The sequence below is a fragment of the Candidatus Karelsulcia muelleri genome (assembly GCF_002243425.1).
Lineage (GTDB): Bacteria > Bacteroidota > Bacteroidia > Flavobacteriales > Blattabacteriaceae > Karelsulcia > Karelsulcia muelleri_E.
The window spans coordinates 152768-177890 of sequence record NZ_CP021172.1 but is presented as its reverse complement, the minus strand read 5'-3'; the positions used below and the strand labels follow the sequence as shown (position 1 = coordinate 177890).

General features: G+C 22.3%; 23 protein-coding genes and 3 tRNA genes. 15 read left to right on the top strand and 11 right to left on the bottom strand.

The window, feature by feature from the left end:
- Nucleotides 1-27: 27 nt before the first annotated feature.
- A complete protein-coding gene (locus CA211_RS00915; protein ID WP_094248594.1) occupies nucleotides 28-1209 on the bottom strand; it encodes a pyridoxal phosphate-dependent aminotransferase in 1182 nt (393 codons plus the stop codon).
- A gap of 44 nt (nucleotides 1210-1253) precedes the next feature.
- Here CA211_RS00915 and rsmG point away from each other — a divergent pair, with 44 nt between their 5' ends.
- The 10 genes from rsmG to CA211_RS00865 all read left to right on the top strand — a co-directional run bounded on the left by rsmG (nucleotide 1254) and on the right by CA211_RS00865 (nucleotide 8895).
- Nucleotides 1254-1874, top strand: coding sequence for a 16S rRNA (guanine(527)-N(7))-methyltransferase RsmG (rsmG, locus tag CA211_RS00910; RefSeq protein WP_094248593.1), 621 nt, complete (start codon nucleotides 1254-1256; stop codon nucleotides 1872-1874).
- A 14-nt stretch (nucleotides 1875-1888) separates the two neighbouring features.
- Entirely contained in the window at nucleotides 1889-3862 is a 1974-nt protein-coding gene (locus tag CA211_RS00905; protein WP_094248592.1) for a DNA gyrase subunit B, read from the top strand.
- Nucleotides 3863-3874: 12 nt separating this feature from the next.
- A tRNA-Gln gene (locus tag CA211_RS00900) sits at nucleotides 3875-3945 on the top strand.
- A 24-nt stretch (nucleotides 3946-3969) separates the two neighbouring features.
- Nucleotides 3970-4320 (top strand): 30S ribosomal protein S16, encoded by a 351-nt coding sequence (rpsP, locus tag CA211_RS00895; protein WP_094248591.1) that lies wholly within the window; start codon nucleotides 3970-3972, stop codon nucleotides 4318-4320.
- Between the two features lie 11 nt (nucleotides 4321-4331).
- Complete coding sequence (locus tag CA211_RS00890) at nucleotides 4332-5573, top strand: 3-phosphoshikimate 1-carboxyvinyltransferase (RefSeq protein WP_094248590.1); 1242 nt, start codon at nucleotides 4332-4334, stop codon at nucleotides 5571-5573.
- A 12-nt stretch (nucleotides 5574-5585) separates the two neighbouring features.
- A tRNA-Glu gene (locus CA211_RS00885) sits at nucleotides 5586-5657 on the top strand.
- Nucleotides 5658-5674: 17 nt separating this feature from the next.
- A complete protein-coding gene (gene rpsT, locus CA211_RS00880; protein WP_094248589.1) occupies nucleotides 5675-5920 on the top strand; it encodes a 30S ribosomal protein S20 in 246 nt (81 codons plus the stop codon).
- A gap of 60 nt (nucleotides 5921-5980) precedes the next feature.
- Nucleotides 5981-6970, top strand: coding sequence for an aspartate-semialdehyde dehydrogenase (locus CA211_RS00875; protein ID WP_094248588.1), 990 nt, complete (start codon nucleotides 5981-5983; stop codon nucleotides 6968-6970).
- A gap of 16 nt (nucleotides 6971-6986) precedes the next feature.
- Nucleotides 6987-7808 carry a prephenate dehydratase gene (locus CA211_RS00870; protein ID WP_094248587.1) on the top strand — a complete coding sequence of 274 codons (822 nt, stop codon included), beginning with the start codon at nucleotides 6987-6989 and terminating at the stop codon, nucleotides 7806-7808.
- Between the two features lie 25 nt (nucleotides 7809-7833).
- Nucleotides 7834-8895, top strand: a complete 1062-nt coding sequence (locus CA211_RS00865) for a bifunctional 3-deoxy-7-phosphoheptulonate synthase/chorismate mutase type II (protein WP_094248586.1) — start codon at nucleotides 7834-7836, stop codon at nucleotides 8893-8895.
- On the opposite strand, the gene infB is transcribed toward CA211_RS00865, so the two are convergent.
- The 5 genes from infB to sufB all read right to left on the bottom strand — a co-directional run bounded on the left by infB (nucleotide 8892) and on the right by sufB (nucleotide 15466).
- A complete protein-coding gene (gene infB / locus CA211_RS00860) occupies nucleotides 8892-10565 on the bottom strand; it encodes a translation initiation factor IF-2 (RefSeq protein ID WP_237985481.1) in 1674 nt (557 codons plus the stop codon). The two genes, CA211_RS00865 and infB, sit on opposite strands and share 4 nt — an antisense overlap.
- 175 nt (nucleotides 10566-10740) lie before the next feature.
- Nucleotides 10741-11967, bottom strand: coding sequence for a SufS family cysteine desulfurase (locus tag CA211_RS00855; protein WP_094248584.1), 1227 nt, complete (start codon nucleotides 11965-11967; stop codon nucleotides 10741-10743).
- Between the two features lie 11 nt (nucleotides 11968-11978).
- Nucleotides 11979-13274, bottom strand: a complete 1296-nt coding sequence (locus tag CA211_RS00850) for a SufB/SufD family protein (protein WP_094248583.1) — start codon at nucleotides 13272-13274, stop codon at nucleotides 11979-11981.
- Complete coding sequence (sufC, locus tag CA211_RS00845; RefSeq protein WP_094248582.1) at nucleotides 13264-14022, bottom strand: Fe-S cluster assembly ATPase SufC; 759 nt, start codon at nucleotides 14020-14022, stop codon at nucleotides 13264-13266. Before sufC ends, CA211_RS00850 begins: the two co-directional genes overlap by 11 nt.
- A 19-nt stretch (nucleotides 14023-14041) precedes the next feature.
- The gene (gene sufB / locus CA211_RS00840; RefSeq protein WP_094248581.1) at nucleotides 14042-15466 is read right to left on the bottom strand and encodes a Fe-S cluster assembly protein SufB; all 1425 of its coding nucleotides are present in this window, start codon (nucleotides 15464-15466) and stop codon (nucleotides 14042-14044) included.
- 58 nt (nucleotides 15467-15524) lie between these two features.
- On the opposite strand from sufB, the gene miaB reads away from it, so the two are divergent.
- The 3 genes from miaB (at nucleotide 15525) to groL (ending at nucleotide 19043) form a co-directional block, all read left to right on the top strand.
- Nucleotides 15525-16877: a tRNA (N6-isopentenyl adenosine(37)-C2)-methylthiotransferase MiaB gene (miaB, locus tag CA211_RS00835; protein WP_094248580.1), complete on the top strand. Its 1353-nt coding sequence runs from the start codon at nucleotides 15525-15527 to the stop codon at nucleotides 16875-16877.
- 246 nt (nucleotides 16878-17123) lie between these two features.
- Nucleotides 17124-17402 carry a co-chaperone GroES gene (locus CA211_RS00830; protein WP_038471588.1) on the top strand — a complete coding sequence of 93 codons (279 nt, stop codon included), beginning with the start codon at nucleotides 17124-17126 and terminating at the stop codon, nucleotides 17400-17402.
- 12 nt (nucleotides 17403-17414) lie between these two features.
- On the top strand, nucleotides 17415-19043 hold the full coding sequence (groL, locus tag CA211_RS00825; RefSeq protein WP_094248579.1) for a chaperonin GroEL: 1629 nt from the start codon (nucleotides 17415-17417) through the stop codon (nucleotides 19041-19043).
- Nucleotides 19044-19267: 224 nt separating this feature from the next.
- On the opposite strand, the gene CA211_RS00820 is transcribed toward groL, so the two are convergent.
- Both CA211_RS00820 and CA211_RS00815 read right to left on the bottom strand, forming a co-directional pair.
- The gene (locus CA211_RS00820) at nucleotides 19268-19705 is read right to left on the bottom strand and encodes a DUF3127 domain-containing protein (protein WP_237985480.1); all 438 of its coding nucleotides are present in this window, start codon (nucleotides 19703-19705) and stop codon (nucleotides 19268-19270) included.
- Between the two features lie 57 nt (nucleotides 19706-19762).
- Complete coding sequence (locus CA211_RS00815) at nucleotides 19763-20068, bottom strand: metal-sulfur cluster assembly factor (RefSeq protein ID WP_094248577.1); 306 nt, start codon at nucleotides 20066-20068, stop codon at nucleotides 19763-19765.
- A gap of 43 nt (nucleotides 20069-20111) precedes the next feature.
- Between CA211_RS00815 and smpB the strand changes: the two genes are divergently transcribed.
- On the top strand, nucleotides 20112-20561 hold the full coding sequence (smpB, locus tag CA211_RS00810) for an SsrA-binding protein (protein WP_094248576.1): 450 nt from the start codon (nucleotides 20112-20114) through the stop codon (nucleotides 20559-20561).
- Nucleotides 20562-20695: 134 nt separating this feature from the next.
- On the opposite strand, the gene CA211_RS00805 is transcribed toward smpB, so the two are convergent.
- From CA211_RS00805 to CA211_RS00795, 3 genes are all read right to left on the bottom strand, one after another.
- Entirely contained in the window at nucleotides 20696-21799 is a 1104-nt protein-coding gene (locus CA211_RS00805; protein ID WP_094248575.1) for a 2-oxo acid dehydrogenase subunit E2, read from the bottom strand.
- 4 nt (nucleotides 21800-21803) lie between these two features.
- Complete coding sequence (locus CA211_RS00800; RefSeq protein ID WP_094248574.1) at nucleotides 21804-24512, bottom strand: 2-oxoglutarate dehydrogenase E1 component; 2709 nt, start codon at nucleotides 24510-24512, stop codon at nucleotides 21804-21806.
- A 26-nt stretch (nucleotides 24513-24538) separates the two neighbouring features.
- Nucleotides 24539-24615 (bottom strand) — tRNA-Met (locus tag CA211_RS00795).
- Nucleotides 24616-24653: 38 nt separating this feature from the next.
- Between CA211_RS00795 and CA211_RS00790 the strand changes: the two genes are divergently transcribed.
- On the top strand, nucleotides 24654-25031 hold the full coding sequence (locus CA211_RS00790) for an START-like domain-containing protein (RefSeq protein WP_094248573.1): 378 nt from the start codon (nucleotides 24654-24656) through the stop codon (nucleotides 25029-25031).
- Nucleotides 25032-25123: the final 92 nt, after the last annotated feature.

Sequence of the window (25123 nt, the reverse complement as noted above, 5' to 3'; positions counted from 1 at the left end):
ATTATTCTTACTTACTTAATATATATATTATTTTAATAATTTTTTAATTCTATTAAAAGCTTCAATAAGATTCTCTTTAGAATTAGCATATGATATCCTAAGGCCATTTTTATACCCAAAAGACTCTCCTGAAACTGTAGCTATATGACATTTATTAAGTAAATACATTGCAAAATCATTTGATGATTTAATATATGAATTATATTTTTTATCTTCTAATAAAGGAGAAATATCTAGAAAGATATAAAAAGCTCCTTCTGGAATTTTAAATTTAAATTGAGGAATATTATTTATAATATTGATTACTAAATCTCTTCGAAATTTAAATTCAGATATAAGATTACTTAATAATAATTTAGGATTATATGTTAATGCTATAATAGAAGCACGTTGTGCTATAGTATTTACACATGATGTGGTTTGACCTTGTATTTTATCACAAGCTTTAGCTATCCACTCTGGAGCTCCCATATATCCGACTCTCCAGCCGGTCATAGCGAATGATTTAGAAAGACCATTTAATGTAACTGTTTGATTATAAATTTCAGGAAAAGAAGCAATACTTATATGTTTTTTATCATAAATGATATACTCATATATTTCATCAGAAATAATAATAATCTTAGAATATTTAGATAATATATTTACTATATTTTTTAATTCTTTTTTAGAGTAAACACTTCCTGTAGGATTACATGGAGAATTAAATATAAATATTTTAGTTTTAGAACTAATTACAGTTTCTAATTGTTTAGAAGTAATTTTAAAATCATATTCTATTGTAGTTGGTATAATAATAGGTTTAGCTTGACAAAATTTTACCATTTCATAATAACTTACCCAATAAGGAGAAGGTATTATAACTTCATCATTTTTATTTAATAATGATAAAAATAAATTTATAATTGATTGTTTCACTCCATTACTTATGACTATTTGTGAGATATTATAATTAAGATTATTATCACGTTTAAATTTATTACATATTTTTTTTTTAAGATCTAAAATTCCTGATATAGGAGTATAATAATGATATCCTTCATCTATAGCTTTTTTAGCTGCATCTAAAATAAAAGATGGAGGATAAAAATTAGGTTCCCCTACACTTAAATTTATTACATTATATCCTAATTCTTTTAATTTTCTTGCTTTAGAAGTCATTTCTAATGTTTTAGAATATCCCATATTAAGAATCCTATCTGATAACATAATTTTATTTATTTAATATATATTGCAATATAATTTAATTTTCTTTGAAAGAAAGAATATTTAATAAATATTTTCCTGAATTAGATAAATCTATAATAAAAAAATTTATTAAATTATATAAAATTCATAAATTTTTTAATAAAAAAATAAATATTATTTCTAATAATAGTTTAAATTTTTTTTATGAAAGACATATTTTACATTCTTTATGTGTTTATAAAATTTGTTATTTTTTAAATAAATCAATTATTATTGATGTTGGTACTGGAGGTGGATTTCCTGGAATTCCTTTAGCTTTATTGTTTAATAAAACAAAATTTATATTAATTGATTCAATAGAGAAAAAAATTAAAATAATTAATTTAATAATTAAAGAATTACATTTAAAAAATGTGTCTGTAAAATGTACACGAATAGAAAATTTCCATAAGAAATGTAATTTTATTATAGGAAGAGCAGTTACAAAATTGCCAAATTTTATTAGATTAGTTAAAAAAAATTTTTTATTTAAAAATCAAATTAATAATGGTATTTTATATCTAAAAGGGGGGGAGTTTGAAAATGAAAAGAATAATCAGTATCTATATATAGATTATAATCTATATAATATTTTTAAAGAAAAATTTTTTTTTAAAAAAAAAATTATTTATATTCCTATTATTTAATAGAAAAAAATTATATGAAAAAACATAATTCTATTAAAAAAAGTAATGAGAATTATACTTCTAAAAATATAAAATTTTTAGATGGAATTGAGCATGTAAGATTAAGACCATCAATGTATATTGGAGATATTGGAATTAAAGGATTACATCATATGGTTTATGAGGTAATAAATAATTCAATAGATGAATCCTTATCTGGTTTTTGTGATAAAATCTATGTAACAATACATAAAGATAACTCAATTACTGTTTTAGATAATGGAAGAGGAATTCCAGTAGAATTACATGAAAAAGAAGGAATATCAGCTCTTGAATTAGTAATGACTAAAATAGGAGCAGGAGGAAAATTTGATAATAATTCTTATAAATTTTCTGGAGGTCTACATGGTGTAGGAATTTCTTGCGTAAATGCATTATCAAGTAAACTTATTGCTAAGATTTTTCGTAATGGAAAAATATATGTACAAAAATATTCGAGAGGAATACCAATTTCTAAACTAGAAATTATTGGTGATAGTAAAAATCAAAGAGGTACTCAAATAACTTTTAAAGCAGATAAATTGATATTTAAAAACATTTCATATAATTATTCTATTTTAAAAAATAAATTAAGAGAATTATCATTTCTTAATAAAGGATTATCAATTTCTTTATTAGATGAAAGAAAAATTTATAAAACTGGATTTTTTAAAAAAAATCATTTTTTTTCAAAAAAAGGTATAAAAGAATTTCTAATGTTTATAGAAAAAAATAAAGAATCTATAATAGAAAATTATAAATCTAAAAAATCTAGAATAAAAGATTTTTTTTATCTAAAAAAAAAGAAAAAAAAACTAAATTTAGAATTAGTAATGAGATATAATTCTTCTTATAAAGAAAAAATTTTTTCTTACGTTAATAATATTAAGACTTCTGAAGGAGGAACTCATATATCTGGATTTAAAAAAGCATTAACAAAAACTTTTAAAAAATATTTTTCTAAAAATAGAAGGTTTAAAAAATTAAAAATTTCGGGGGGATATTTTATAGAAGGTCTTACAGCAATATTAACAATAAAAATTATTAATCCTAAATTTGAGGGACAAACTAAGAACAAACTTGTAAATTATGAAATAATTGGTTTAGTTGAAAAGATTGTAAAAACAAAATTTAATTCTTTTCTTGAAAAAAATCCTTTATATCTAAAAAAGATTTTAAATAAAGTATTTTTATCTGCAAAAGCATGTCAAGCTTATAAGAGGGTTCGTGAATTAATTAAAACTTCAAAAAAAAAGAATTTACCTATCAAATTAGCAGATTGTTCTTCTAAAAACCCTAATTTATGTGAATTATATTTAGTAGAAGGTGATTCTGCAGGTGGAACAGCTAAACAGGGAAGAGAACGAAAATTTCAAGCTGTATTGCCATTAAGGGGTAAAATTTTAAATGTTGAAAAATCAATTAAAAATAAAATTTTTGAAAATGAGGAAATAAAAAATATTTTTTTAGCTTTAGGTGTGTTTTTTTTTAAAAAAAAAAATATAATAAAATTGAATATTAATAAAATACGTTATAAAAAAATAATAATTATGACAGATGCTGATATAGATGGAAGCCATATATCTACATTAGTATTAACTTTTTTCTTTAGATATATGAGAATTTTAATCGAAAAAGGATATATATATATAGCAACACCTCCTTTATTTTTAATAAAAAATTATAAAAAAAAAATTTATGCCTGGACTTCTAAAGAGAGAGAAAAAATTTTAAAATTAAATTCTTTCCTAAAAGGAATAAGTATTCAACGTTATAAAGGGTTAGGAGAAATGAATGCTGAACAATTATGGGAAACAACTATGAATCCTATAAGGAGAACTTTACGTAAAGTAACTATTCATAATATAAATATTGCCAATAAAATATTTTCTATGCTTATGGGAGAAAATGTTTTACCTAGAAAACAATTTATAGAAACAAATGCTCTTTTTGCTAAGATAGATAATTAATTATTCAAAGTAAGACTCGTTGTGTAATGGTAGCACAGCAGATTTTGGTTCTGTTAGTTGGGGTTCAAATCCCTACGGGTCTGCAAAATCAATTTTTTTTTAAAAATATGTCAATAAAAATTCGGCTACAAAGAAAAGGTAGAAAAAAAAAAGCTTTTTATACTATTGTAGTTTCTAACTCTTGTTCTCCTAGAAATGGAAAATTTCTAGAAAAAATTGGTTTTTATAATCCTAACACTAATCCATATACTATATCAATTAATGTTGATAAAGCAGTTAATTGGTTAATTAAAGGAGCACAACCTACATGTACTGTAAAATCTTTTTTTTTAAAAGAGGGAATTTATTATAAAAAATATCTTTTATCTGGAGTAAAAAAAGTAAATATTTCTAAATCAGAGATAGAGCAAAAATTAAAAGCTTGGAAAGAAAAAAAAATTATATTACATAATATTTAATTCAATTATATATGTATTATATTAAAATATATAAAAATAATTTTGATATAAATGGTAATGTTAATATTACTGGATCTAAAAGTGAATCAAATAGATTTTTGATATTAAAAGCATTATATCCTGATATAATTGAGTTAGAAAATATTTCAAATTCTGACGATACTTTTATCTTAAAAAAAGCTTTATTTTCTAAAAAAAAGTTAATTAACATAAAACATTCTGGAACTGCTATGCGATTTTTAACAGCATTTTTTTCTATAAAAGAAAATAGAGAAGTTATATTAACTGGATCATATAGAATGCAAGAAAGACCTATTTCTATTTTAGTAGAAACTATAAAAAAATTAGGAGGAAATATTTTTTATGAAAAAAAAAATGGATATCCTCCATTGAGAATAATAGGTAAAAAATTATTAGGGGGGGAAATTAATATAGATGCAAATATAAGTAGTCAATATATAAGTGCTCTTATGTTAATAGCATCAAAATTTGAAAATGGATTAAAAATATATTTATCAAATAAAATTACTTCTATCTCTTATATTAAGATGACATTGAAAGTTTTAAAAAAACTAGGAATAAATGTATTGTGGAATAAAAATATGATTTATATTAAAAACATAAAATTTAAAAAAAAAATTAAAATAATAATAGAATCTGATTGGAGTTCAGCTTCATATTATTATTCTTTAGTAGCTCTTTCTAAAACAGCTGATTTAAATTTAAAATTTTTTAATAAAAAAAATATTCAAGGTGATAGTATCATATCAAATATATATAAACATTTTTTTAATGTAAAAACTTTATTTAAGAATAATGAAATTCATTTAAAAAAATTAATAGATATTGATTTGAATTCAATAGATATTGATTTGAATTCAACTCCAGATATAGCACAAACTATAGTAGTAACTTGTACTGGATTAAAAATTAAATGTGTTTTAAGAGGATTAGAAACTCTAAAAATTAAAGAAACCGATAGATTAAATGCATTAAAAAATGAATTATCTAAATTAGGGGTAAAAAGTATTATAACTAATTCTAGTATAGAATTACTTCATTTTAATGAAATGAAAAAAAAAGAAATTTATATTTCTACTTATGATGATCATAGGATGGCAATGTCATTTTCTACATTAGGGATTATATATCCTATCTCAATATTAAATTATAATGTAGTATCTAAATCTTATCCTAATTTTTGGGTTGATTTAAAATCTCTAGGTTTTTTTTTTAAAAAAAACAAAATATAATAATTATGGCTTGGCCTTTTCGTCTATTGGTAAGGACATCAGATTTTCATTCTGAAAAGAGGGGTTCGATTCCCCTATGGGCTACTTAATGATAAATTAATATGGCAAATACTAAATCCGCCTTAAAACAAATACGTAAAAACAATTTAAAAAGATTACAAAATAAATTGTTTTTAAAATCTACTAAAACAGCAATAAAGAAATTAAAATTAGAATATAAAAAAAAAAAAGTTTTAAATGCTTTTCCTAAGATATTATCTATGATAGATAAATTAGCAAAAAAAAAAATTATTCATAAAAAGAAATCTAATAGAATTAAAAGTAAATTAGTAAAATTAATTAACTAGTTAAATTTTAAGTTATACTTTTTCAATTTCAAAGTTATTATCTCTATAATTAGAAAAAATATGAATTTAGCTATAGTAGGAGTAACAGGAATGGTAGGACGTGTTATTTTAAATATTTTAGAAGAAAGAAATATTTATATAAATAAATTATACCCTGTAGCTTCTAATAAATCAATTGGAAAAAATATTTTTTTTAGAAAAAAAAAATATAAAATTCTAAGTATAGAAGAAGTAATTTCTTTAAAACCTGATATAGCTATTTTTTCTGCTGGTGCAGAAATTTCAAAAAAATGGGCTATAAAATTTACAAATAGAGGAACTATATTAATAGATAATTCCTATGCCTGGCGTATGGATAAATATAAAAAACTTATAGTACCTGAAATAAATGGAAATATTATTAAAAAAAAAGATAAGATAATTGCAAATCCTAATTGTTCTACAATACAATTAGTTATGGTTTTACACCCATTACATAAAAAATATAAAATAAAACGTATAGTAATATCTACTTATCAATCGGTTACAGGATCAGGAAAAAAAGGATTAGATCAACTAATAAATGAGGAAAATTTTTTAAATTTTAAAAAAAATTATAATTTTCAAATAAATCAAAATGCTATTCCTCATTGTGATATCTTTGATTTTTCTGGTTATTCTAAAGAAGAATTAAAATTAATAAATGAAACAAAAAAAATTTTTAATGATAAAAATCTAAGAATTACCGCTACGACTGTACGTATTCCTGTAGTAGGTGGTCATTCTGAAAGTGTTAATTTAACATTCAAAAATGATTTTGAGATAAATGATTTACGTAAGATTTTATCAAATACAAATGGATTAATATTAATGGATAATATTAAAAATAATATATATCCTATGCCTATTCTTTGTGAAGGAAACGATAATGTATTTGTTGGAAGGATTAGAAGAGATATGTCTAAAACAAAATCTATAAACATGTGGATAGTTTCTGATAATTTACGTAAAGGATCTGCAACAAATGCAGTTCAAATATTAGAATATTTAATTCATAATAATTTTGTTTAAAATGTAAAACATTTTTATGAAAAAAAAAATTGCTATTCAAGGTAGAAAAGGTTGTTTTCATGAAATTGCTACTAAAAAACTTTTCTCTAAAATCGATTATGATATTATCGAATGTAAAACATTTAATGAATTAACACATTTTGTATCAAAATTTACAGCAGATCTAGGAGTTCTAGCAATAGAAAATTCTATTGCAGGTGTGTTAATATATAATTTTTTTTTAATAAAATTATATAATCTTAAAATAAGTAGAGAAATATATTTACCTATTAATCATAATTTATTAATACTAAAAAATAGTAATATTAAAAATATAAAAAAAATTATATCTCATCCTATGGCTATATTACAATGTAAAAATTATCTATCTAAATATAGAAATATAAAAATATCTGAATCTGTAGATACAGCAGAAGCAGCTTCTTTTATATTTAAAAATAAAAATTATTATATAGGAGCTATAGCTTCTTCAGAGGCTGCTACTGCGTATAATTTAAAAATTGTAGATAAAAATATACAAACTGTTAATAAAAATTTTACAAGGTTTCTTATTATCAAGAATAATCATAAATATAAAAAAATTTCTCTTTTTGAGAAAGCTTCTTTCTATTTTAGATTAAAAAATCTAATAGGAGAATTATCTAAATTATTAAATATAATATCATATTATGATATAAATATTACAAGTATTCAAACTTTTCCAATTAAAAAAAAACCATGGGAATATCTATTTTTTATAGATATAAAATTTTTTAATATTAATAATTATTTTTTTATGAAAAAAGAAATAAATAAAATCAATAATTATTTTTACGTAATAGGAGAATATAAAAATTAAATTTATTTGTATAAAATATAAAAAAATGAAAAATATAGAACAAAATTGGATAAATAGCTTTAAAAAGCCTCTGATTATATCAGGTCCATGTAGTGCAGAAACTGAAAATCAAGTACTAGAAACAGCTAAAAAATTAGATAAAAATTATATACAAGTTTTTAGAGCAGGAATATGGAAACCAAGAACTAGACCAAATTTTTTTGAAGGTATAGGCCAGATTGGTTTAAAATGGCTAAATAAAGTAAAAAAAGAAACAGGTCTTTTAACAGCAACAGAAGTTGCTAATTCCACTCATGTAGAACTAGCATTAAAATATAATATAGATATAATCTGGATTGGAGCTAGAAGTACAGTTAATCCATTTACTGTACAAGAAATATCAGAAGCATTAAAAAATACAAATAAAATTATATTAGTTAAAAATCCTATAAATCCTGATATTGATTTATGGATTGGAGCTTTAGAAAGATTAATTAATCAAGGAATTAAAAAGATAGGAGTTATCCATCGTGGTTTTTACACTTATAAAAGTATAAAATATCGTAATATACCTAATTGGGGATTAGCATTAAAATTTAAAAAATTATATCCAAATATACCTATGTTATGTGATCCATCACATATTTGTGGAAATAGAGAATGTTTATTTGAAGTAATTAAACAAGCAATGAGTTTTAAATATGAAGGATTCATAGTAGAAACACATTGTAATCCTGATAAAGCATTAAGTGATTCTCAACAACAAATAATACCGGAACAATTTTTAGAATTTTTAAAAAACGATTTGTTTAAAAAAAACAATTATAAAAATGAAATTGAATTAGAACATATAAGAGTTCTTATATCTGAATTAGATCAAAATTTGATATATTTATTATCTGAGAGAATGGAATCATCTGAAAAAGTAGCAATAATAAAAAAAATAAACAATTTATTAGTTTTTCAACCTAAAAGATGGAAATCTTTAATAGAAGAGTATAAAATATTAGGACATAAATTATGTTTATCAGAAAAATTTATAGAAAATATATTTAAAGAAATTCATAAAGAATCAATAAATATACAAAATAAAATTATTAATAATTAAATATAACATTCAATTATATCTCCAATTTTAAAATCATTATAATCTTTAATAATTATTCCACATTCATATCCTTTATTTACTTCTTTTACATCATCTTGAAATCTTTTTAAAGAATTTAATTCGCCAGTATAAATAACTACTCCGTCTCTAATTAAACGTATCTTAGAATTACGTATTATTTTTCCATTTATAATTAAACATCCTGCAATAGTTCCTATTTGCTTTCTTTTAAAGAAATTTATGATTTCAGCATTTCCTATTACAGTCACTTTTTTTACCTTTATATTCATTCCATATAATGCTTTTTTAAAGTCATTTATTATATCATATATTATATTGTATAATCTTATTTCTAAGTTATTTTTATTGGCAATAATTTTAGCCTTTAATGTGCATTTAACATTAAAACCAACAATAATTGCATTAGACGCTTTTGCTAATAAAACATCTGATTCTGTTATCAAACCAATGTTTTTATATATAATATTAATTATTCTAGTATCTGTAGATAATTTTTCTAATGAATCTGTTATAGCTTCTACTGATCCATACATATCTCCTTTAATTATTAATTTTAATTCTTTAAAATCTCCTATTGCTATACGTCTTCCTATTTCCTCTAATGTAATAGTTTTTTTAGAACGTATATTCTGTTCTTTTTTTAATTTACTCATTCTTGAGGCTAATTGTTTAGCTTCTTTTTCATTTTTAAAAACTTTAAATCTTTCACCAGAATTAGGAGCTCCATTTAATACTAAAATTTTGACAGGTTTTGAAGGTAATACTTTTTTAAGATTATTTCCTATTTCATCTAAAATAACTTTTACTTTTCCATGAAAAGTACCCGCTACTACATAATCTCCTAACTTTAAAGTTCCTCCTTGGATAAGTATTGTCCAACAATACCCTCGCCCTTTATCTAAAAAAGCTTCTATTACTGTTCCCACAGCAGGTTTATTAGGATTCGCTTTTAAATTTAAAATTTCTGCTTCTAAGAAAATTTTTTCTAATAATTTATCTATTCCTTTACCAAGTTTAGCAGATATCTCTTGAGATTGATATTTTCCACCCCATTCTTCTAATAAAAAATTCATATCAGATAATTGTCTTCGTATTTTATCAGGGTTTGAATTAATTTTATCAATTTTATTTAATGCAAATATTATAGGTACACCAGCTAATTGTGCATGGCTAATAGCTTCTTTAGTTTGAGGCATTACATCATCATCTGTAGCTATTACTATAACTACTATATCTGTTATTTTAGTTCCTCTAGCTCTCATAGAAGTAAATGCTTCATGACCTGGCGTATCTAAAAAAGTAATACTATTACCTTTTTTAAATTTAACATTATATGCTCCAACATGTTGTGTAATACCTCCACATTCTCCAGCTATAATATTAGTTTTTCTTATATAATCTAATAAAGAGGTTTTTCCATGATCTACGTGCCCCATGATAGTAACAACAGGAGATCTTGGTTTAAGATCTTTTTCAAAATCTTTTTCTCCTTGTATTGCTTTTTCTAAATCTGTACCAACAAATTCTACAGAATAACCAAATTCATCTGCCACTAAAGTTAAAGTTTCTGCATCTAATCGTTGATTACGAGTTACCATTATTCCTAATGAAATACAACTTTTTATAATTTTTATTGAACTAATATTCATCATTGATGCTAATTCATTAACAGTAGTAAATTCTAAAACTTTAATTATTTTTTTGTTTTCTGTTGATAGATCTGTTTTTCTAGATATAAATCTTTTTTTTTTTTTTTATTCATAATGTTTAAATTTACATATTTATATATGTATATATAATATTTTTTGTTTAAAATTAAACGTATTACCTATCAATTAAATTGATAATTTTTATTATTATTTTATATAAATAATCTATTTCCTCAAATGTATTATATATAGCAAAACTTATTCTTATAGTTCCAGGAATAGAAAAAAAATCCATTATAGGTTGTGCACAATGATTTCCAGTTCTTACTGCTACACCAAAATTATCTAATATTTTACCTACATCAAATGGATGTATTTTTTTTATATTAAATGATATAATACTAGAACGGTTTTTCTCTTCTCCATAGATCTTAATTCCTTCTATAGAAGTAAATAATTTTATTGCATAATTAATAATTTTATCTTCATAATTTTTAATATTTTTAATATTATATTTTTCTATAAATGCTATTGCATCTATTGTAGATATAATTCCTCCTATATTTGGAGTTCCGGCTTCAAATTTAAATGGTAAATTTGAATATGTTGTTTCTTCAAATGAAACTTTATCTATCATTTCACCACCATATTTATATGGTGGTATTAGATTTAAAATCTCCTCTTTTCCATAAAGAACTCCTATTCCAGTAGAGCCATACATTTTATGTATTGAAAATACATAAAAATCAGGATTAATATTTTGTATATTTATCGGAATATGAGATATAGCTTGTGAACCATCTATTAATACTAACGTATTATATTTTTTAGCTTCATAAATAATATCATTAATTGGGTTAATAACTCCTAATGCATTAGATACATGACTTAAAGATATTAATTTAGTTTTATTTGAAATAATAGATTTAAAATAATCTAATTTTAGATTTCCATCATAATCGATGGGGATTATTTTTAATAATGCTTTTTTTTTATTACAAAGAATTTGCCATGGTATTATATTAGAATGATGTTCAGAATATGGAATTATAATTTCATCTTTTTCTTTTATTAAAGAAGAAATACTATTAGCTATTAAATTAATACTTTCTGTTGCCCCACTTGTAAAAAGAATTTCATGTGAATATTTAGCATTTATAAAATTTTTTATTTTTATCCTACTATATTCCAATTTTTCAGTAGCTTTATTACTTAAATAATAAGCTCCTCTATGGACATTAGAATTTAGATTTGAATAATATTCTTTTATTGAGTTTATTACTTTATTAGGTTTTTGAGTAGTGGCTGCATTATCTAAATAAATTAATTTTTTCTTATTAAGAATAGAATTAAAAATAGCAAATTCCTTTCTTATATTTTTTATATCTATTTTAGATAACATCATAACATTTTTTACATTAAATTAATATAATTATTATCCAAATTATTAATAATAATTTTTTTTATTAAATATTTAATATTTTGTATATTTATTTTTTTTAGTATTTCTTTAGAAAAAAGAAATATAAGTATTGATTTTGCTACAGTTTTTATAACTCCTCTAGAACATAGATAAAAAATCTTATTTTTATCTATTTTACCTATAGTACATCCATGTGAACATTTAACATTATCTGTATAAATTTCTAATTCAGGTTTTGTATAAACAAATGCATTTTTATTAATTAAAATATTATTAGCTTTTTGTAAAGCATTTATATTATTTGCTTTTTTATGAATTTTAATTTTACCCCAAAAAAATACTTTTGATCTTCCGTATAAAATAGATTTATAAGTTTGATAACTTTCACAATTAGGATATAAATGATCTATTAATGTTTTATTATAAATTAATTTATTTAATGATTTTTTTCTTATGATTGTAAGTCCATTTAAATTAAATTTTGAATAATTTCCTAAATTAATTAATTTAAGATTATTAATTAATAATCTTCCTTCAAATGAAAAAGTACTTATACTACAAGTACTATTTTTTTTTTGTGTCAAAAAAGTTTTATCTCTTAAATAGAAAAAAGATAAATTATTATGAATTTTAATATAATCTATACTACTATTTTTTCTAGTATAAATTTCAGTAACTGAATTACTAAAACAAATTTTATTTGTTAATGATTCATGTATTTCTACAATTTTAGCTTTAGAATTATTTCCTATAATTATTAAATTTCTAGGATTTATGATTGAATAATCATAATTAATATTATATATATATATAATATATATATTTGGTTTAAAACAAATATTATCTGGTATAAAGATGTATGCGCCATCTTTTGAAAAGAAAAAATTAAATAAATTTAAAGTATCATTATTGGATATGGATTTACCATAATATTTTTCAATATTTGAATTACAATAATTTTTATTATTGATTATAATATCATTTATTGATAATAAATATTTTTTATTTTTTTTAAAAAAATTAAAAACATAAAAACCATTTATAAAAAATAAATACATTCCATTTTTATCTAAAATAAATTGATTGATTATATCATAATCTTCTGCTTCTTTAACAGGAAATAAATATTCATAATCAATTATTGATGATTTAATATTTGAATATTTTAATTCAAAATTTTTATTAAAAAGTTTTATTGATTTATTACGAATAATATTTATATAATAATTAATATTATTATTAATTTCTATTCTAGAATTAGAAGAAATTTTTTTTTTAAAATTCATTTAATTTTTCATTTTTGATCCAATCATAACCTTCTGATTCAATTTTTATTGCTAATTCTTTATTTCCAGATTTAACTAATTTACCTTTATATAAAATATGTACATAATCAGGAATTATATAATTTAACAATCTTTGATAATGAGTAATAATTAATATAGAATTATTCTTTTTTTTAAATTTATTAATTCCTCTAGCTATAGTACGAATAGCATCTATATCCAAGCCAGAATCCATTTCATCTAATATAGATAATTTGGGATTAATCATACACATTTGAAATATTTCATTACGTTTTTTTTCCCCCCCTGAAAATCCTTCATTTAAATATCTTGAAAGAAAAGTTCTATTGATTTTCAATAAATCAGATACCATTTTTACTTTTTGAAAAAATTCATTATAAGATATTTCTTTTTTTCCATTCGCTTTCCTTATAGAATTTATAGAAATTCTTATAAAATTCAGAATGGATATACCAGGTATTTCTATTGGATCTTGAAAAGAGAGAAAAATCCCTAAATGTGCTCTTTCTTCTGGAGGAAAAAAAATTAAATTTATATTTTCAAATATAATATTACCTTTATTTATTTTATAATCCTTTTTACCAGCTATTATAGAAGCTAATGTACTTTTACCAGATCCATTAGGTCCCATTATTACATGAATCTCTCCTTTATTAATTGTTAGATTAACACCTTTTAAGATTTGTTTTTTTTTTACTGAAACATATAAATTATTAATTTTTAACATTAAATTTAAATTTTTATTATTATCCTACTGAACCTTCTAATTTTATTTCTAATAATTTTCTTGCTTCTATTGCAAATTCCATAGGTAATCTATCTAAAATTTCTTTACTAAATCCAGTTACTATAAGTGAAATAGCTTTTTCTAAATTAATTCCACGTTGATTACAATAAAATATTTGATCTTCTCCTATTTTAGAGGTTGTTGCTTCATGTTCAACTTTAGATGAATTATTTTTTACTTTTAAGAAAGGAAAAGTATGTGCACTACATGTATTACCTATTAATAAAGAATCACACTGTGAAAAATTACGCGAATTAGTAGCTTTATAAGAAAGATTTACTAATCCTCTATAACTATTTTTAGAATATCCAGCTGATATACCTTTTGAAATAATAGTACTTTTAGTATTTTTTCCTAAATGAATCATTTTTGTACCAGTATCTGATTGTTGAAAATTTTTTGTAAAAGCTACTGAATAAAATTCTCCTATTGAATCATTACCTTTTAAAATACAAGATGGATATTTCCAAGTTATAGCTGATCCAGTTTCTATTTGAGTCCATGATATTTTAGATTTATTTTCACATAATCCTCTTTTAGTTACAAAATTTAAAACTCCTCCTATTCCATTTTTATCTCCAGGATACCAATTTTGTACAGTAGAATATTTAATTTCTGCACCTTCTAAAGCTATTAATTCAACAACAGCAGCATGTAATTGATTTTCTTTACGTTGAGGCGCAGTGCATCCTTCTAGATAACTAACATATGAATTTTTATCAGCAATTAAAAGTGTTCTTTCAAATTGACCTATTCCTGATTCATTTATACGAAAATATGTAGATAATTCTACAGGACAACGTACATTTTTGGGTATATAACAAAAAGATCCATCAGAAAAAACAGCTGAATTTAATGCTGAATAAAAATTATCTTTTATTGGAACTATTTTACCTATATATTTCTTTATAAGATCAGGATATTTCTTTATTGCCTTACTAATAGTACAAAATATTATTCCTTTTTCTGATAAAATTTTTTTAAAAGTTGTAGTAACAGAAACCGAATCCATAATTATGTCTAATGCAATCTTTGATTTTTTTAATTTTAAATTTAATTTCTTAAAAGTATCTAATAATTTATTATCGATTTCTTTTTTTAGAAATTTATTTTTTTTTATAGCAGAATAATAACTTATGTTATTAAAATAAGGAATTTTATATGATATATTACCCCATTTAGGATGAATCATGTTTTTCCATATTTTATATGATTTTAATCTTATTTTTAACATCCAATAAGGTTCATTTTTTTTTTTAGATATTTTAGTTATAATATCTTCATTAATTCCTTTTGGAATTTTTTCTGATTCTATCTTAGTATAAAATCCATATTTATAATCATAATTATTAAAATTATATATTATATTTTTTTTTTTACTCATTTTTAATAAATTTATTACAATAACATGTGCATATATATAATATGTAAATCATTTTTTTATGATCAATAAAAAATTTTATATAGAAAATTATGGTTGTCAAATGAATATCTCTGATAGTGAAATTGTATCTTCTATTTTAAATAATAAAGGATTCATTAAAACTGAAAATTTAAAAGAAGCTAATATAATATTAATTAATACATGTTCTATTCGAGATAAATCTGAGAATAAAATTCTTTTACGAATAAATCAAATAAAATTTTTTATAAAAAAAAATAATGAGATTTTAATTGGTCTATTAGGGTGTATGGCTTACAAATTTAAAAATATAAAAGAAAAAAAACTAATTAATTTAGTTGTAGGGCCTGACTCTTATAGAGAAATTCCAAATTTAATAAATAATTTTTTTAAAAAAAAAGGGGAATATATAAGTACTTCATTTTCTAAAACTGAAACTTATGCAGATATTTTTCCTAAAAGGGAAGAAAAAAAAATAACTGCATTTGTTACTATAATGCGGGGATGTGACAATATGTGTACTTTTTGTGTAGTTCCTTTTACAAGAGGTCGTGAAAAAAGTCGTGATCCATATAGTATTATAAAAGAATGTAAATTTTTATTTAAAAAAGGATATAAAGAAATAATACTTTTAGGTCAAAATGTAGATTCATATTTATGGTATGGAGGAGGATTAAAAAAAAATTTTAAAAGAAAAGAAATAAAAAATGAAGAAATAATAAATTTTTCTAAATTATTAGAATTAGTTGCTATTTCCGTACCTCTTATGAGAATACGTTTTTGTACTTCTAATCCTAATGACATGTCATTTAATGTTTTAAATGTAATTAAAAAATATATAAATATATGTAAACATATTCATTTACCAGTTCAATCAGGAAGTAATAGAATATTATCATTAATGAATAGAAAACATTCATGTGAAGATTACATTTTACTTATAAATAAAATTAAAAATATTATACCTAATTGTTCTCTATCTTGTGATATAATCACTGGATTTTGTAATGAAAATGAAAATGATCATAATGAAACACTTAATTTAATGAATTATGTAAAATATAACTTTTCATATATGTTTATCTATTCACATAGAATAGGTACTTATGCTTATAAAAAATTAATTGACAATGTCTCATTATCCACAAAAAAACGGCGACTAACAGAAATTATAAATTTACAAAAAACACATTCCTATTATAGGAATAGAAAATCGATTGGTAGTATTCAAGATATTTTAATCGAGGGAATTTCAACAAAAAATATTAATTTTTTTTATGGAAGAAATTATGTAAATGATATAGTAATTTTTACTAAAAATAATTATAAAATAGGAGATTTTATAAAAGTAAAAATTAATAATTTGACATCGGCTACTTTAGTAGGAGATTAGTTTAGTAGGAGAGGCTACTTTAGTAGGAGAGGCTACTTTAGTAGGAGAGGCTACTTTAGATATATCTATTTTATTATTAATATTTTTATACAAACGTCTAATTCTAGAATTTAGTTTTTAGTTGGTAATGGTAAATAATAAAATACAATTTTTTTTAGAAAAACTTACATTTATATTATCATTAATATTGATAATATTAATTATTATATCAAATATTATAATTAATTATAAATAAAATATATTAATATGGCAAATTTAAAAATTAAACCTTTATCAGATCGTGTAGTAATAGAACCCTCTCCAGCAGAAACTAAAACTTCTTCAGGTATAATTATACCTGATACAGCAAAAGAAAAACCTCAAGAGGGAATAGTAGTAGCAGTAGGATTAGGAAAAAAAAATGAACCTTTAACTGTAAAAACAGGTAATAAAGTATTATATGGTAAATATTCTGGAACAGAACTTAGATTAAATGGAAAAGATTATTTGATAATGCGTGAATCTGATATTCTTGCAATAATATAAGAATTTAATTGTATGGCAAAAAATATTCAATTTGATATTGAAGCTAGAGATAAATTAAAAAAAGGAGTAGATGCATTAGCTAATGCTGTTAAAGTAACTTTAGGACCAAAAGGAAGAAATGTCGTTTTACAAAAATCTTTTGGAGGCCCACAAGTTACTAAAGATGGTGTTTCAGTAGCTAAAGAAATAGAATTAGAAGATCCTATAGAAAATCTTGGAGCTCAAATGGTAAAAGAAGTAGCTTCTAAAACTAATGATATAGCAGGAGATGGAACTACTACTGCTACAGTACTTGCACAAGCTATAGTTCGTGAAGGATTAAAAAATGTAGCTGCTGGAGCTAATCCTATGGATTTAAAAAGAGGAATAGATAAAGCAGTAGAAGCTGTTGTAAATGATTTAAAAAAACAATCTAGAGAAGTAGGAGGAAGTAATGAAAAAATTAAGCAAGTAGCTTCAATATCTGCTAATAATGATGAAGCAATAGGGGAATTAATATCAGTTGCATTTGAAAAAGTAGGAAAAGAAGGGGTAATTACTGTTGAAGAAGCTAAAGGAATAGAAACTACTGTAGATGTTGTTGAAGGAATGCAATTTGATCGTGGATATCAATCTCCATATTTTGTAACTAATTCTGATAAAATGATTACAGAATTTGATAATCCATATATTTTACTTTCCGATAAAAAAATTTCTTCTATGAAAGATCTACTTCCTATTCTTGAACCCGTTGCTCAATCTGGAAAACCTTTATTAATTATATCTGAAGAAGTTGAAGGAGAAGCATTAGCAACTCTTGTTGTAAATAAAATTAGAGGTGCATTAAAAGTAGCAGCAGTAAAAGCTCCAGGTTTTGGAGATAGAAGAAAAGCTATGCTAGAAGATATAGCTATTCTTACTGGAGGAACTGTTATTTCTGAAGAAACAGGAAGTAAATTAGAAGATACTAAATTAAGCTTTTTAGGAAAAGCAGAAAGAGTAACTATAGATAAAGATAATACTACTATTGTAAATGGAAATGGAAATAAATCAGATATAGAATCACGTGTAAATCAAATAAAAGCTCAAATAGAAAAAACTACATCTGACTATGATAAAGAAAAACTTCAAGAAAGATTAGCTAAATTAGCTGGAGGAGTTGCTGTCCTATATGTAGGTGCAGCATCTGAAGTAGAAATGAAAGAAAAAAAAGATCGTGTAGATGATGCTTTACATGCCACAAGAGCAGCCGTTGAAGAAGGTATAGTTGCTGGAGGAGGAGTAGCCTTAGTTCGTGCAATAAAATCTTTAAATGGTCTTAAAGTAGATAATGTAGATCAAGATACAGGTATAAAAATTGTTAAACGTTCTTTACAAGAACCTTTACGTCAAATAGTTGCTAATGCTGGTGAAGAAGGTTCAGTAATAGTTGCTAAAGTTGCTGAAGGAAAAAATGAATTTGGTTACGATGCTAAATTAGGTGAATATAAAAATATGATTTCTGAAGGAATAATTGATCCAACAAAAGTAACACGTGTTGCATTAGAAAATGCAGCATCAGTTTCTGGAATGTTATTAACTACTGAGTGTGTAATTACAGAAATAAAAAAAGAAGAACCAGCTATGCCACAAATGCCTAATAGTGGTGGAGGAATGATGTAAATTTTTAACATAAAACCTATATGTTTAATTTAGTAGCTTTTATTTGTTTTATTTTACTTTCCTTTGCTTTATTTTGCTTTAGGCACCTGTATTGATTTTAAATGCTTGGCTTGACTTTTACTTACCTTTTATTCTTAAATTTAGATTCTATTTTATTTTAAATTATATTTTAGATTTTAAATCTACTTCAAGTATCTTAATTTTCGATTTTAAATCTACTTTTCTTAAAAAGGAAAATCTTCTAATTCATTATTTAATTCATTTATATTTGAATACTTTACTTTTTTTTTATCTGATTTTTCAAATTCATTTAGACTTGAGGGTTTTTCTTCAAATTCATATTCACTTATATTTGAAGATTTAAGTTTTCTTTTTTTTTCTATTTTCCAGCCTTGAGTAGAATTAAAATATTTTTCTGTTCCATTAGAGGAAATCCATTTTCTACCTTTTAAATTTAGAAAAACTTTTATTCTATCTCCTATTCCTATAGGATCTAATAATTTAACTTTTTCTTGAATAAATTCAATTATTAATTTTTGTGGATATTGCTCTTCTGTTAATAGAAGTATTTCTCTTTTTTTAAATCCATTTTTTAAATATTGAACATCAAATATTTTTTTAACTAATCCCTTTACCTTTATTTCCTTAGACTTAGATATCATAGTGTTTAAATTAAACATTATATTATAATATAATATAATTATTTATAAAAACAAAATTTATTCTAAACGAGCTACTTCACTTATCATATCATACGTCCAATTAGGATAAAATGTAAGTATTATTTCTACATTTTTAACATTTTTAATATTAAAAATTTTATTTTTTACTTTTAAAGGTAAAATTTCAGCTACAGGACAATTAGGGGTAGTAAGAGTCATTATTATTTTTATAAAAAAATTATTTGATATTCTTATATCATATATAAAACCTAATTCATAGATATTTACTGATATTTCTGGATCATGTATATCTTTTAATACAGATATTATTTCATAAATATATTTTTTTTTAAAAAAAGTCATATCAATTGATTATAAAAACATCATTGTAACTAAAAACAAAATTTTGGTAAAGAAATTAAATCTTAATAATAGAAGAGCATATTTTGACTATGAATTAATAAATAAATATAAATTTATAGCTGGTATAGAATTATTAGGAAGTGAGGTAAAATCAATAAAAAATAATAACGTTTCTTTAAACAATAGTTATTGTAAACTAATAAAAAATAATATTTATGTTTTTGATATGTATATATCAAATGATTTACTTGGAATAAATCCTAAAAGGGTTAAAAAACTTCTTCTTAAAAGAAAAGAAATTAATTTTATTTATAATAAAATAAATGAATTAAAATTAAATATAATTCCTACTAATATTTTTCTAAATGAGAGAGGATATATAAAATTAATTTTTTTTTTAGCTAAAAGTAAAAAAAATTATGATAAACGTCAATCAATAAAAAATAAAGACTCTGAAAGAGAAAAAAAAGATTTTTTAATTAAAAAGTATTGAAGTTAATATACTTATTTCATACAATGAGGTAGTTATAATATGCAGAATTATAAATAAAAATGCAACTATATTTAAATATAATGAATTGATTATATTTAATTTTTTAAGAATATAAAACTATTTAATTTGTAATTCTATAATTCAAAATAATTATTTAATTCGTTTTCTGAACCTATTAAAGTAGTTATAGGATTTTCTATTGATTTCTTTATTGAAAATAAAAAACCCACTGCTTCTTTACCATCTATGATTCTATGATCATAAGATAATGCTAAATACATAATTGGTCTAATTTCGATTTTTCCTAAAATGACTACCGGTCTTTCTACTATATTATGCATACCTAATATAGCACTTTGGGGCGGATTTATTATAGGAGTAGATAACATAGAACCAAAAATTCCCCCATTTGTTATTGTAAAAGTACCTCCAGTCATATCATCTATAGATATGGTTGAATTTTTTATACGATTAGATAAATCTTTTATAGTTTTTTCTATACCTCTAAAAGAAAGAGTATCTGCATTTCTAATAACTGGCACCATTAATCCTTTAGGTCCAGAAACTGCAATACTTACATCATAATAATTAAAATGAATTTGATTTTCCCTATCTATCATAGAATTAAGATTAGGATATTCTTTTAACGCCTTGATACAAGATTTTACAAAAAAAGGCATAAACCCTAAATTAACTCCATGTTTTTCTTTAAAAACATCTTTATATTTTTTTTTTAAAAACAAAATATTACTCATATCTACTTCATTAAAAGTAGTCAGCATAGCTGTTTCATTTTTTACTGAAACAAGTCTTTCTGATAATTTACGTCTAAGTTTAGATAATATTTTTACGTTAAAAGATCTATTAATTAAACTTTTAGTTCCCATAGGAGGAATTGCTTTAATAGCATCATGTTTTTTTTGGGGTATTTTATTATCTATTTTATATTGACTTAATATTTTTTTTGCTGATGGAGAAATCTTCTGTTTTGGTTCTTTCTTAAAAGAAGTATCTATTAAACAGAAGATTTCTCCTACTTTTAAAATGTCTCCTTTTTTAGCTTTTATAATTAAAATTCCACTTTCTTCTGCACGTATTTCTAAAGTTGCCTTATCTGAATCTATTTCTGCAATTACTTGATTTTTTTTTACAAAATCACCATCTTTAACTAACCAAGATGAGATTTCAACTTCTGTTATTGATTCTCCTGGAGAAGGAATTGTTATTTCTAATAACATTAATTTATGTATTAAAAACTTTATTTATTAATTTTAAATAGTTTTTTAAAAAAAAATTATTTCTTCCAATAGAAGGTGCTGAATTGTCAGGGGGGGATATCAGGATCCATGGAATTTTACTATATTTTCTAAACAAATAAGGCCATACTCCCATATTTTCTGGTTCTTCTTGTACCCAAATAATTTTTCTTTTGTTTGTATACTGTATAAGTATTTTTTCAAATAAATTATTTATTATTGGATATAATTGTTCAATTCTTATAATTGCAAGATTTTTTTTATTAAGAATTTTTCTTTTTTTAAAAATATCATAATAAATTTTTCCAGAGCAAAATACTAATGTATCTACATAATTTTTAATTACATATTTATCATCTATAAATTCTTCAAATTTTCCATTATAAAGTTCACTTAATAATGAAATACATTGAATGTTTCTCAATAAACTTTTTGGTGTAAATATTATTAATGGTTTTATAAAATAAAATTTTATTTGTCTTCTTAAAAGATGATAAAAATTTGATGGAGTACTACAATTACATATAAACATGTTATAGTTTGCACATAATTGTAAATATCTTTCAATTCTTGAAGAAGAATGTTCTGATCCTTGACCTTCATCACCATGAGGTAAAAGTAGAACTATCCCATTTTTTATTTTCCATTTAGTTTCTGCAGAAGATAAATATTGATCTATTATAATTTGAGCATTATTACTAAAATCACCAAATTGAGCTTCCCATAATGTTAAAGTATTTGTATTAAACATTGAATATCCATATTCAAAACCTAAAACTCCATATTCTGATAATAAAGAATTATAAACATATAATTGACCTTGTCCATTACGGATATTATTTAATAAATATATCTTTTCTTCAAATTCTGAAATAATGACAATATGTCTATGAGCAAAAGTTCCTCTTTCTACATCTTCTCCAGATAATCTAATATTATAACCTTCATATAATAAAGACCCATATGCAAGTAATTCAGCTATACCCCAATCTACAGTTTCTTTTTTTAAAAGTTTTTTTTTTTTTATTTTTAAAAATTTGACAGTTTTATTATAAATTTTTTTATTCTTAGGAACATTATAAATTTTATTACCTATTTTTAATAATATATTTTTCTTAAAAGTAGTTTTCACTTCATTAATTAATACTTTATAATTAGCAGAATTTAATTCTTCTTTAGAAATGAGAAAATTATCTAACTTAGTTTTTATTTCAAATTTAGATTTAATCAATCCATTATTGAGATAATTTTTATATTTTTTTTCATAAAATTTAATTTTATTTTTATAAATTAATTTATTTTTTTTAAGTTTGTTTTTATATATAAAATATATATTTTTATTATTATCAATAATTTTATAAAAATTTGATTGAGTAAAACGGGGGTCATCTCCTTCATTATGTCCATATTTTCTATAACCTAATAAATCTACAAATACATCTTGATTATATGACATACGAAAATCTATAGCAAAACGAATAGAATAAATAACTGATTCTACATCATCTGAATTAACATGTATAACTGGAGAAAGAATAACTTTAGCTAAATCTGTACAATAAATACTTGAACGAGAATCTGAGCAATTTGTAGTAAATCCAATTTGATTATTTACTATAATATGTATAGTTCCACCAGTCTTATACCCTTCAAGTAATGACATTTGTATAACTTCATATACTATTCCTTGAGCAGAAAAAGCTGCATCTCCATGTATAAGTATGGGAATAACTTTATTCAAGTTACAATTATAATCATTATCAATTTTAGCACGAACAATTCCTTCTACAATAGGATATACAGATTCTAAATGAGATGAATTAGGAACATTCATAATATGAATTTCTCTTCCTATTTTATTTTTTATATAAATGTTATCTCCTAAATGATATTTAACATCTCCTAAAAATTTTTTTTCAATATATTCTTTTCCAAAAAATTCACTAAAAATTTTTTTACAATTTTTTTTTAGTATATTACATAATATATTTAAACGTCCTCTATGTGACATACCTATAACAAAATCTTTGATAGAATAATTAATCGAAGAATATTCTATTATATAATTTATCGCTGGTAAAATAGATTCATTACCTTCTATTGAAAATCTTTTTTGTCCAACAAATTTAGTATGAATAAATTTTTCAAACTTTGTTGCTTGATTTATATTTATTAATATTTTAAATTTCTCATTATTATATAATATATTATTATTATTAATCCAGTTATTAATCCAATTTATTTGTTCTGGGTTATATAAATACATATATTCTAATCCAATTGATTCACAATATTTTTTTTTTAAAAAAAAAATTATCTCTCTAAGAGTAGATGGAGGCAATCCTATTTCTTTTGAAGAAACAAAAATCTGATCAAGATCCTCTTTCTCAAGAAAAAAATTGTTTATATTTAATGTCGGATAATATCTTTTTTCAGATATAGGATTTATTTTAGCAAATAAATGACCTTCTTTTTTATAAAAATTAATTAATTTTAAAACATTAATTTCTTTAAAAGTATCTATTGATTTTTTTATAAACTTACAAAAGTAATTATATTTTTCTTTATAGAAATCAAATCCTTGAAAAAAAGCACGCCAACTATGTTCTATTGAATCTGGATCTTCTAAGTATTTTTTATATAAAATTTCTATTTGTTGGTGATTGATTGTGTTTAGGAAAGAATATCTATCCATAGATCATATATTTTAATCCACTACTATGGTAGTGTGAAGAGGGATTGAACCTCAATTCTTCGGGTTATGAATCCGACGCTCTAACCAAATAAGCTATCACACCAACGTATATATATTATAAATAAATTAATAAAATTTAACATGCGAAACAAAAAAAAAAATTCATTTTTAATGAATTCTTCAACAGAATTATTATATAATTATATAACTGCACCTGTAAAATTGTCTGAATGGTTTGCTGACAATGTTATTTCTATTGGAAATAGATATATTTTTACTTGGTATAATTATGATGAAACATGTTTTTTAATAAAAAAAAAACCATATCAATATGTAAGATACAAATGGGAACAAGATGTTGATAACAAATATTATTTTGAATTTTTTATTAAAAAAAATAATCTAACAAAAAATGTTTATCTTAAAATAACAGATTTTGCTATCAAATCTGAAATAAAAAAATCTAAAATGTGGTGGAAAAATAGAATAAAAAAATTAAAAAATATAACAAAAGTTTAGATTTTTAAATACTCACGTGGTGAAATTGGTATACACGCTATCTTGAGGTGGTAGTATCTTTTATTAAGATTTGCTGGTTCAAATCCAGTCGT

What these genes read in the sequence shown, in the direction of transcription:
- CA211_RS00915 (WP_094248594.1), bottom strand. Translation starts at nt 1,209, where the DNA reads ATGTTATCAGATAGGATTCTTAATATGGGATATTCTAAAACATTAGAA.
- CA211_RS00905 (WP_094248592.1), top strand. Translation starts at nt 1,889, where the DNA reads ATGAAAAAACATAATTCTATTAAAAAAAGTAATGAGAATTATACTTCT.
- rpsP (WP_094248591.1), top strand. Translation starts at nt 3,970, where the DNA reads ATGTCAATAAAAATTCGGCTACAAAGAAAAGGTAGAAAAAAAAAAGCT.
- CA211_RS00890 (WP_094248590.1), top strand. Translation starts at nt 4,332, where the DNA reads ATGTATTATATTAAAATATATAAAAATAATTTTGATATAAATGGTAAT.
- rpsT (WP_094248589.1), top strand. Translation starts at nt 5,675, where the DNA reads ATGGCAAATACTAAATCCGCCTTAAAACAAATACGTAAAAACAATTTA.
- CA211_RS00875 (WP_094248588.1), top strand. Translation starts at nt 5,981, where the DNA reads ATGAATTTAGCTATAGTAGGAGTAACAGGAATGGTAGGACGTGTTATT.
- CA211_RS00870 (WP_094248587.1), top strand. Translation starts at nt 6,987, where the DNA reads ATGAAAAAAAAAATTGCTATTCAAGGTAGAAAAGGTTGTTTTCATGAA.
- CA211_RS00865 (WP_094248586.1), top strand. Translation starts at nt 7,834, where the DNA reads ATGAAAAATATAGAACAAAATTGGATAAATAGCTTTAAAAAGCCTCTG.
- infB (WP_237985481.1), bottom strand. Translation starts at nt 10,565, where the DNA reads ATGAATATTAGTTCAATAAAAATTATAAAAAGTTGTATTTCATTAGGA.
- CA211_RS00855 (WP_094248584.1), bottom strand. Translation starts at nt 11,967, where the DNA reads ATGTTATCTAAAATAGATATAAAAAATATAAGAAAGGAATTTGCTATT.
- CA211_RS00850 (WP_094248583.1), bottom strand. Translation starts at nt 13,274, where the DNA reads ATGAATTTTAAAAAAAAAATTTCTTCTAATTCTAGAATAGAAATTAAT.
- sufC (WP_094248582.1), bottom strand. Translation starts at nt 14,022, where the DNA reads ATGTTAAAAATTAATAATTTATATGTTTCAGTAAAAAAAAAACAAATC.
- sufB (WP_094248581.1), bottom strand. Translation starts at nt 15,466, where the DNA reads ATGAGTAAAAAAAAAAATATAATATATAATTTTAATAATTATGATTAT.
- miaB (WP_094248580.1), top strand. Translation starts at nt 15,525, where the DNA reads ATGATCAATAAAAAATTTTATATAGAAAATTATGGTTGTCAAATGAAT.
- CA211_RS00830 (WP_038471588.1), top strand. Translation starts at nt 17,124, where the DNA reads ATGGCAAATTTAAAAATTAAACCTTTATCAGATCGTGTAGTAATAGAA.
- groL (WP_094248579.1), top strand. Translation starts at nt 17,415, where the DNA reads ATGGCAAAAAATATTCAATTTGATATTGAAGCTAGAGATAAATTAAAA.
- CA211_RS00820 (WP_237985480.1), bottom strand. Translation starts at nt 19,705, where the DNA reads ATGATATCTAAGTCTAAGGAAATAAAGGTAAAGGGATTAGTTAAAAAA.
- CA211_RS00815 (WP_094248577.1), bottom strand. Translation starts at nt 20,068, where the DNA reads ATGACTTTTTTTAAAAAAAAATATATTTATGAAATAATATCTGTATTA.
- CA211_RS00805 (WP_094248575.1), bottom strand. Translation starts at nt 21,799, where the DNA reads ATGTTATTAGAAATAACAATTCCTTCTCCAGGAGAATCAATAACAGAA.
- CA211_RS00800 (WP_094248574.1), bottom strand. Translation starts at nt 24,512, where the DNA reads ATGGATAGATATTCTTTCCTAAACACAATCAATCACCAACAAATAGAA.
- CA211_RS00790 (WP_094248573.1), top strand. Translation starts at nt 24,654, where the DNA reads ATGCGAAACAAAAAAAAAAATTCATTTTTAATGAATTCTTCAACAGAA.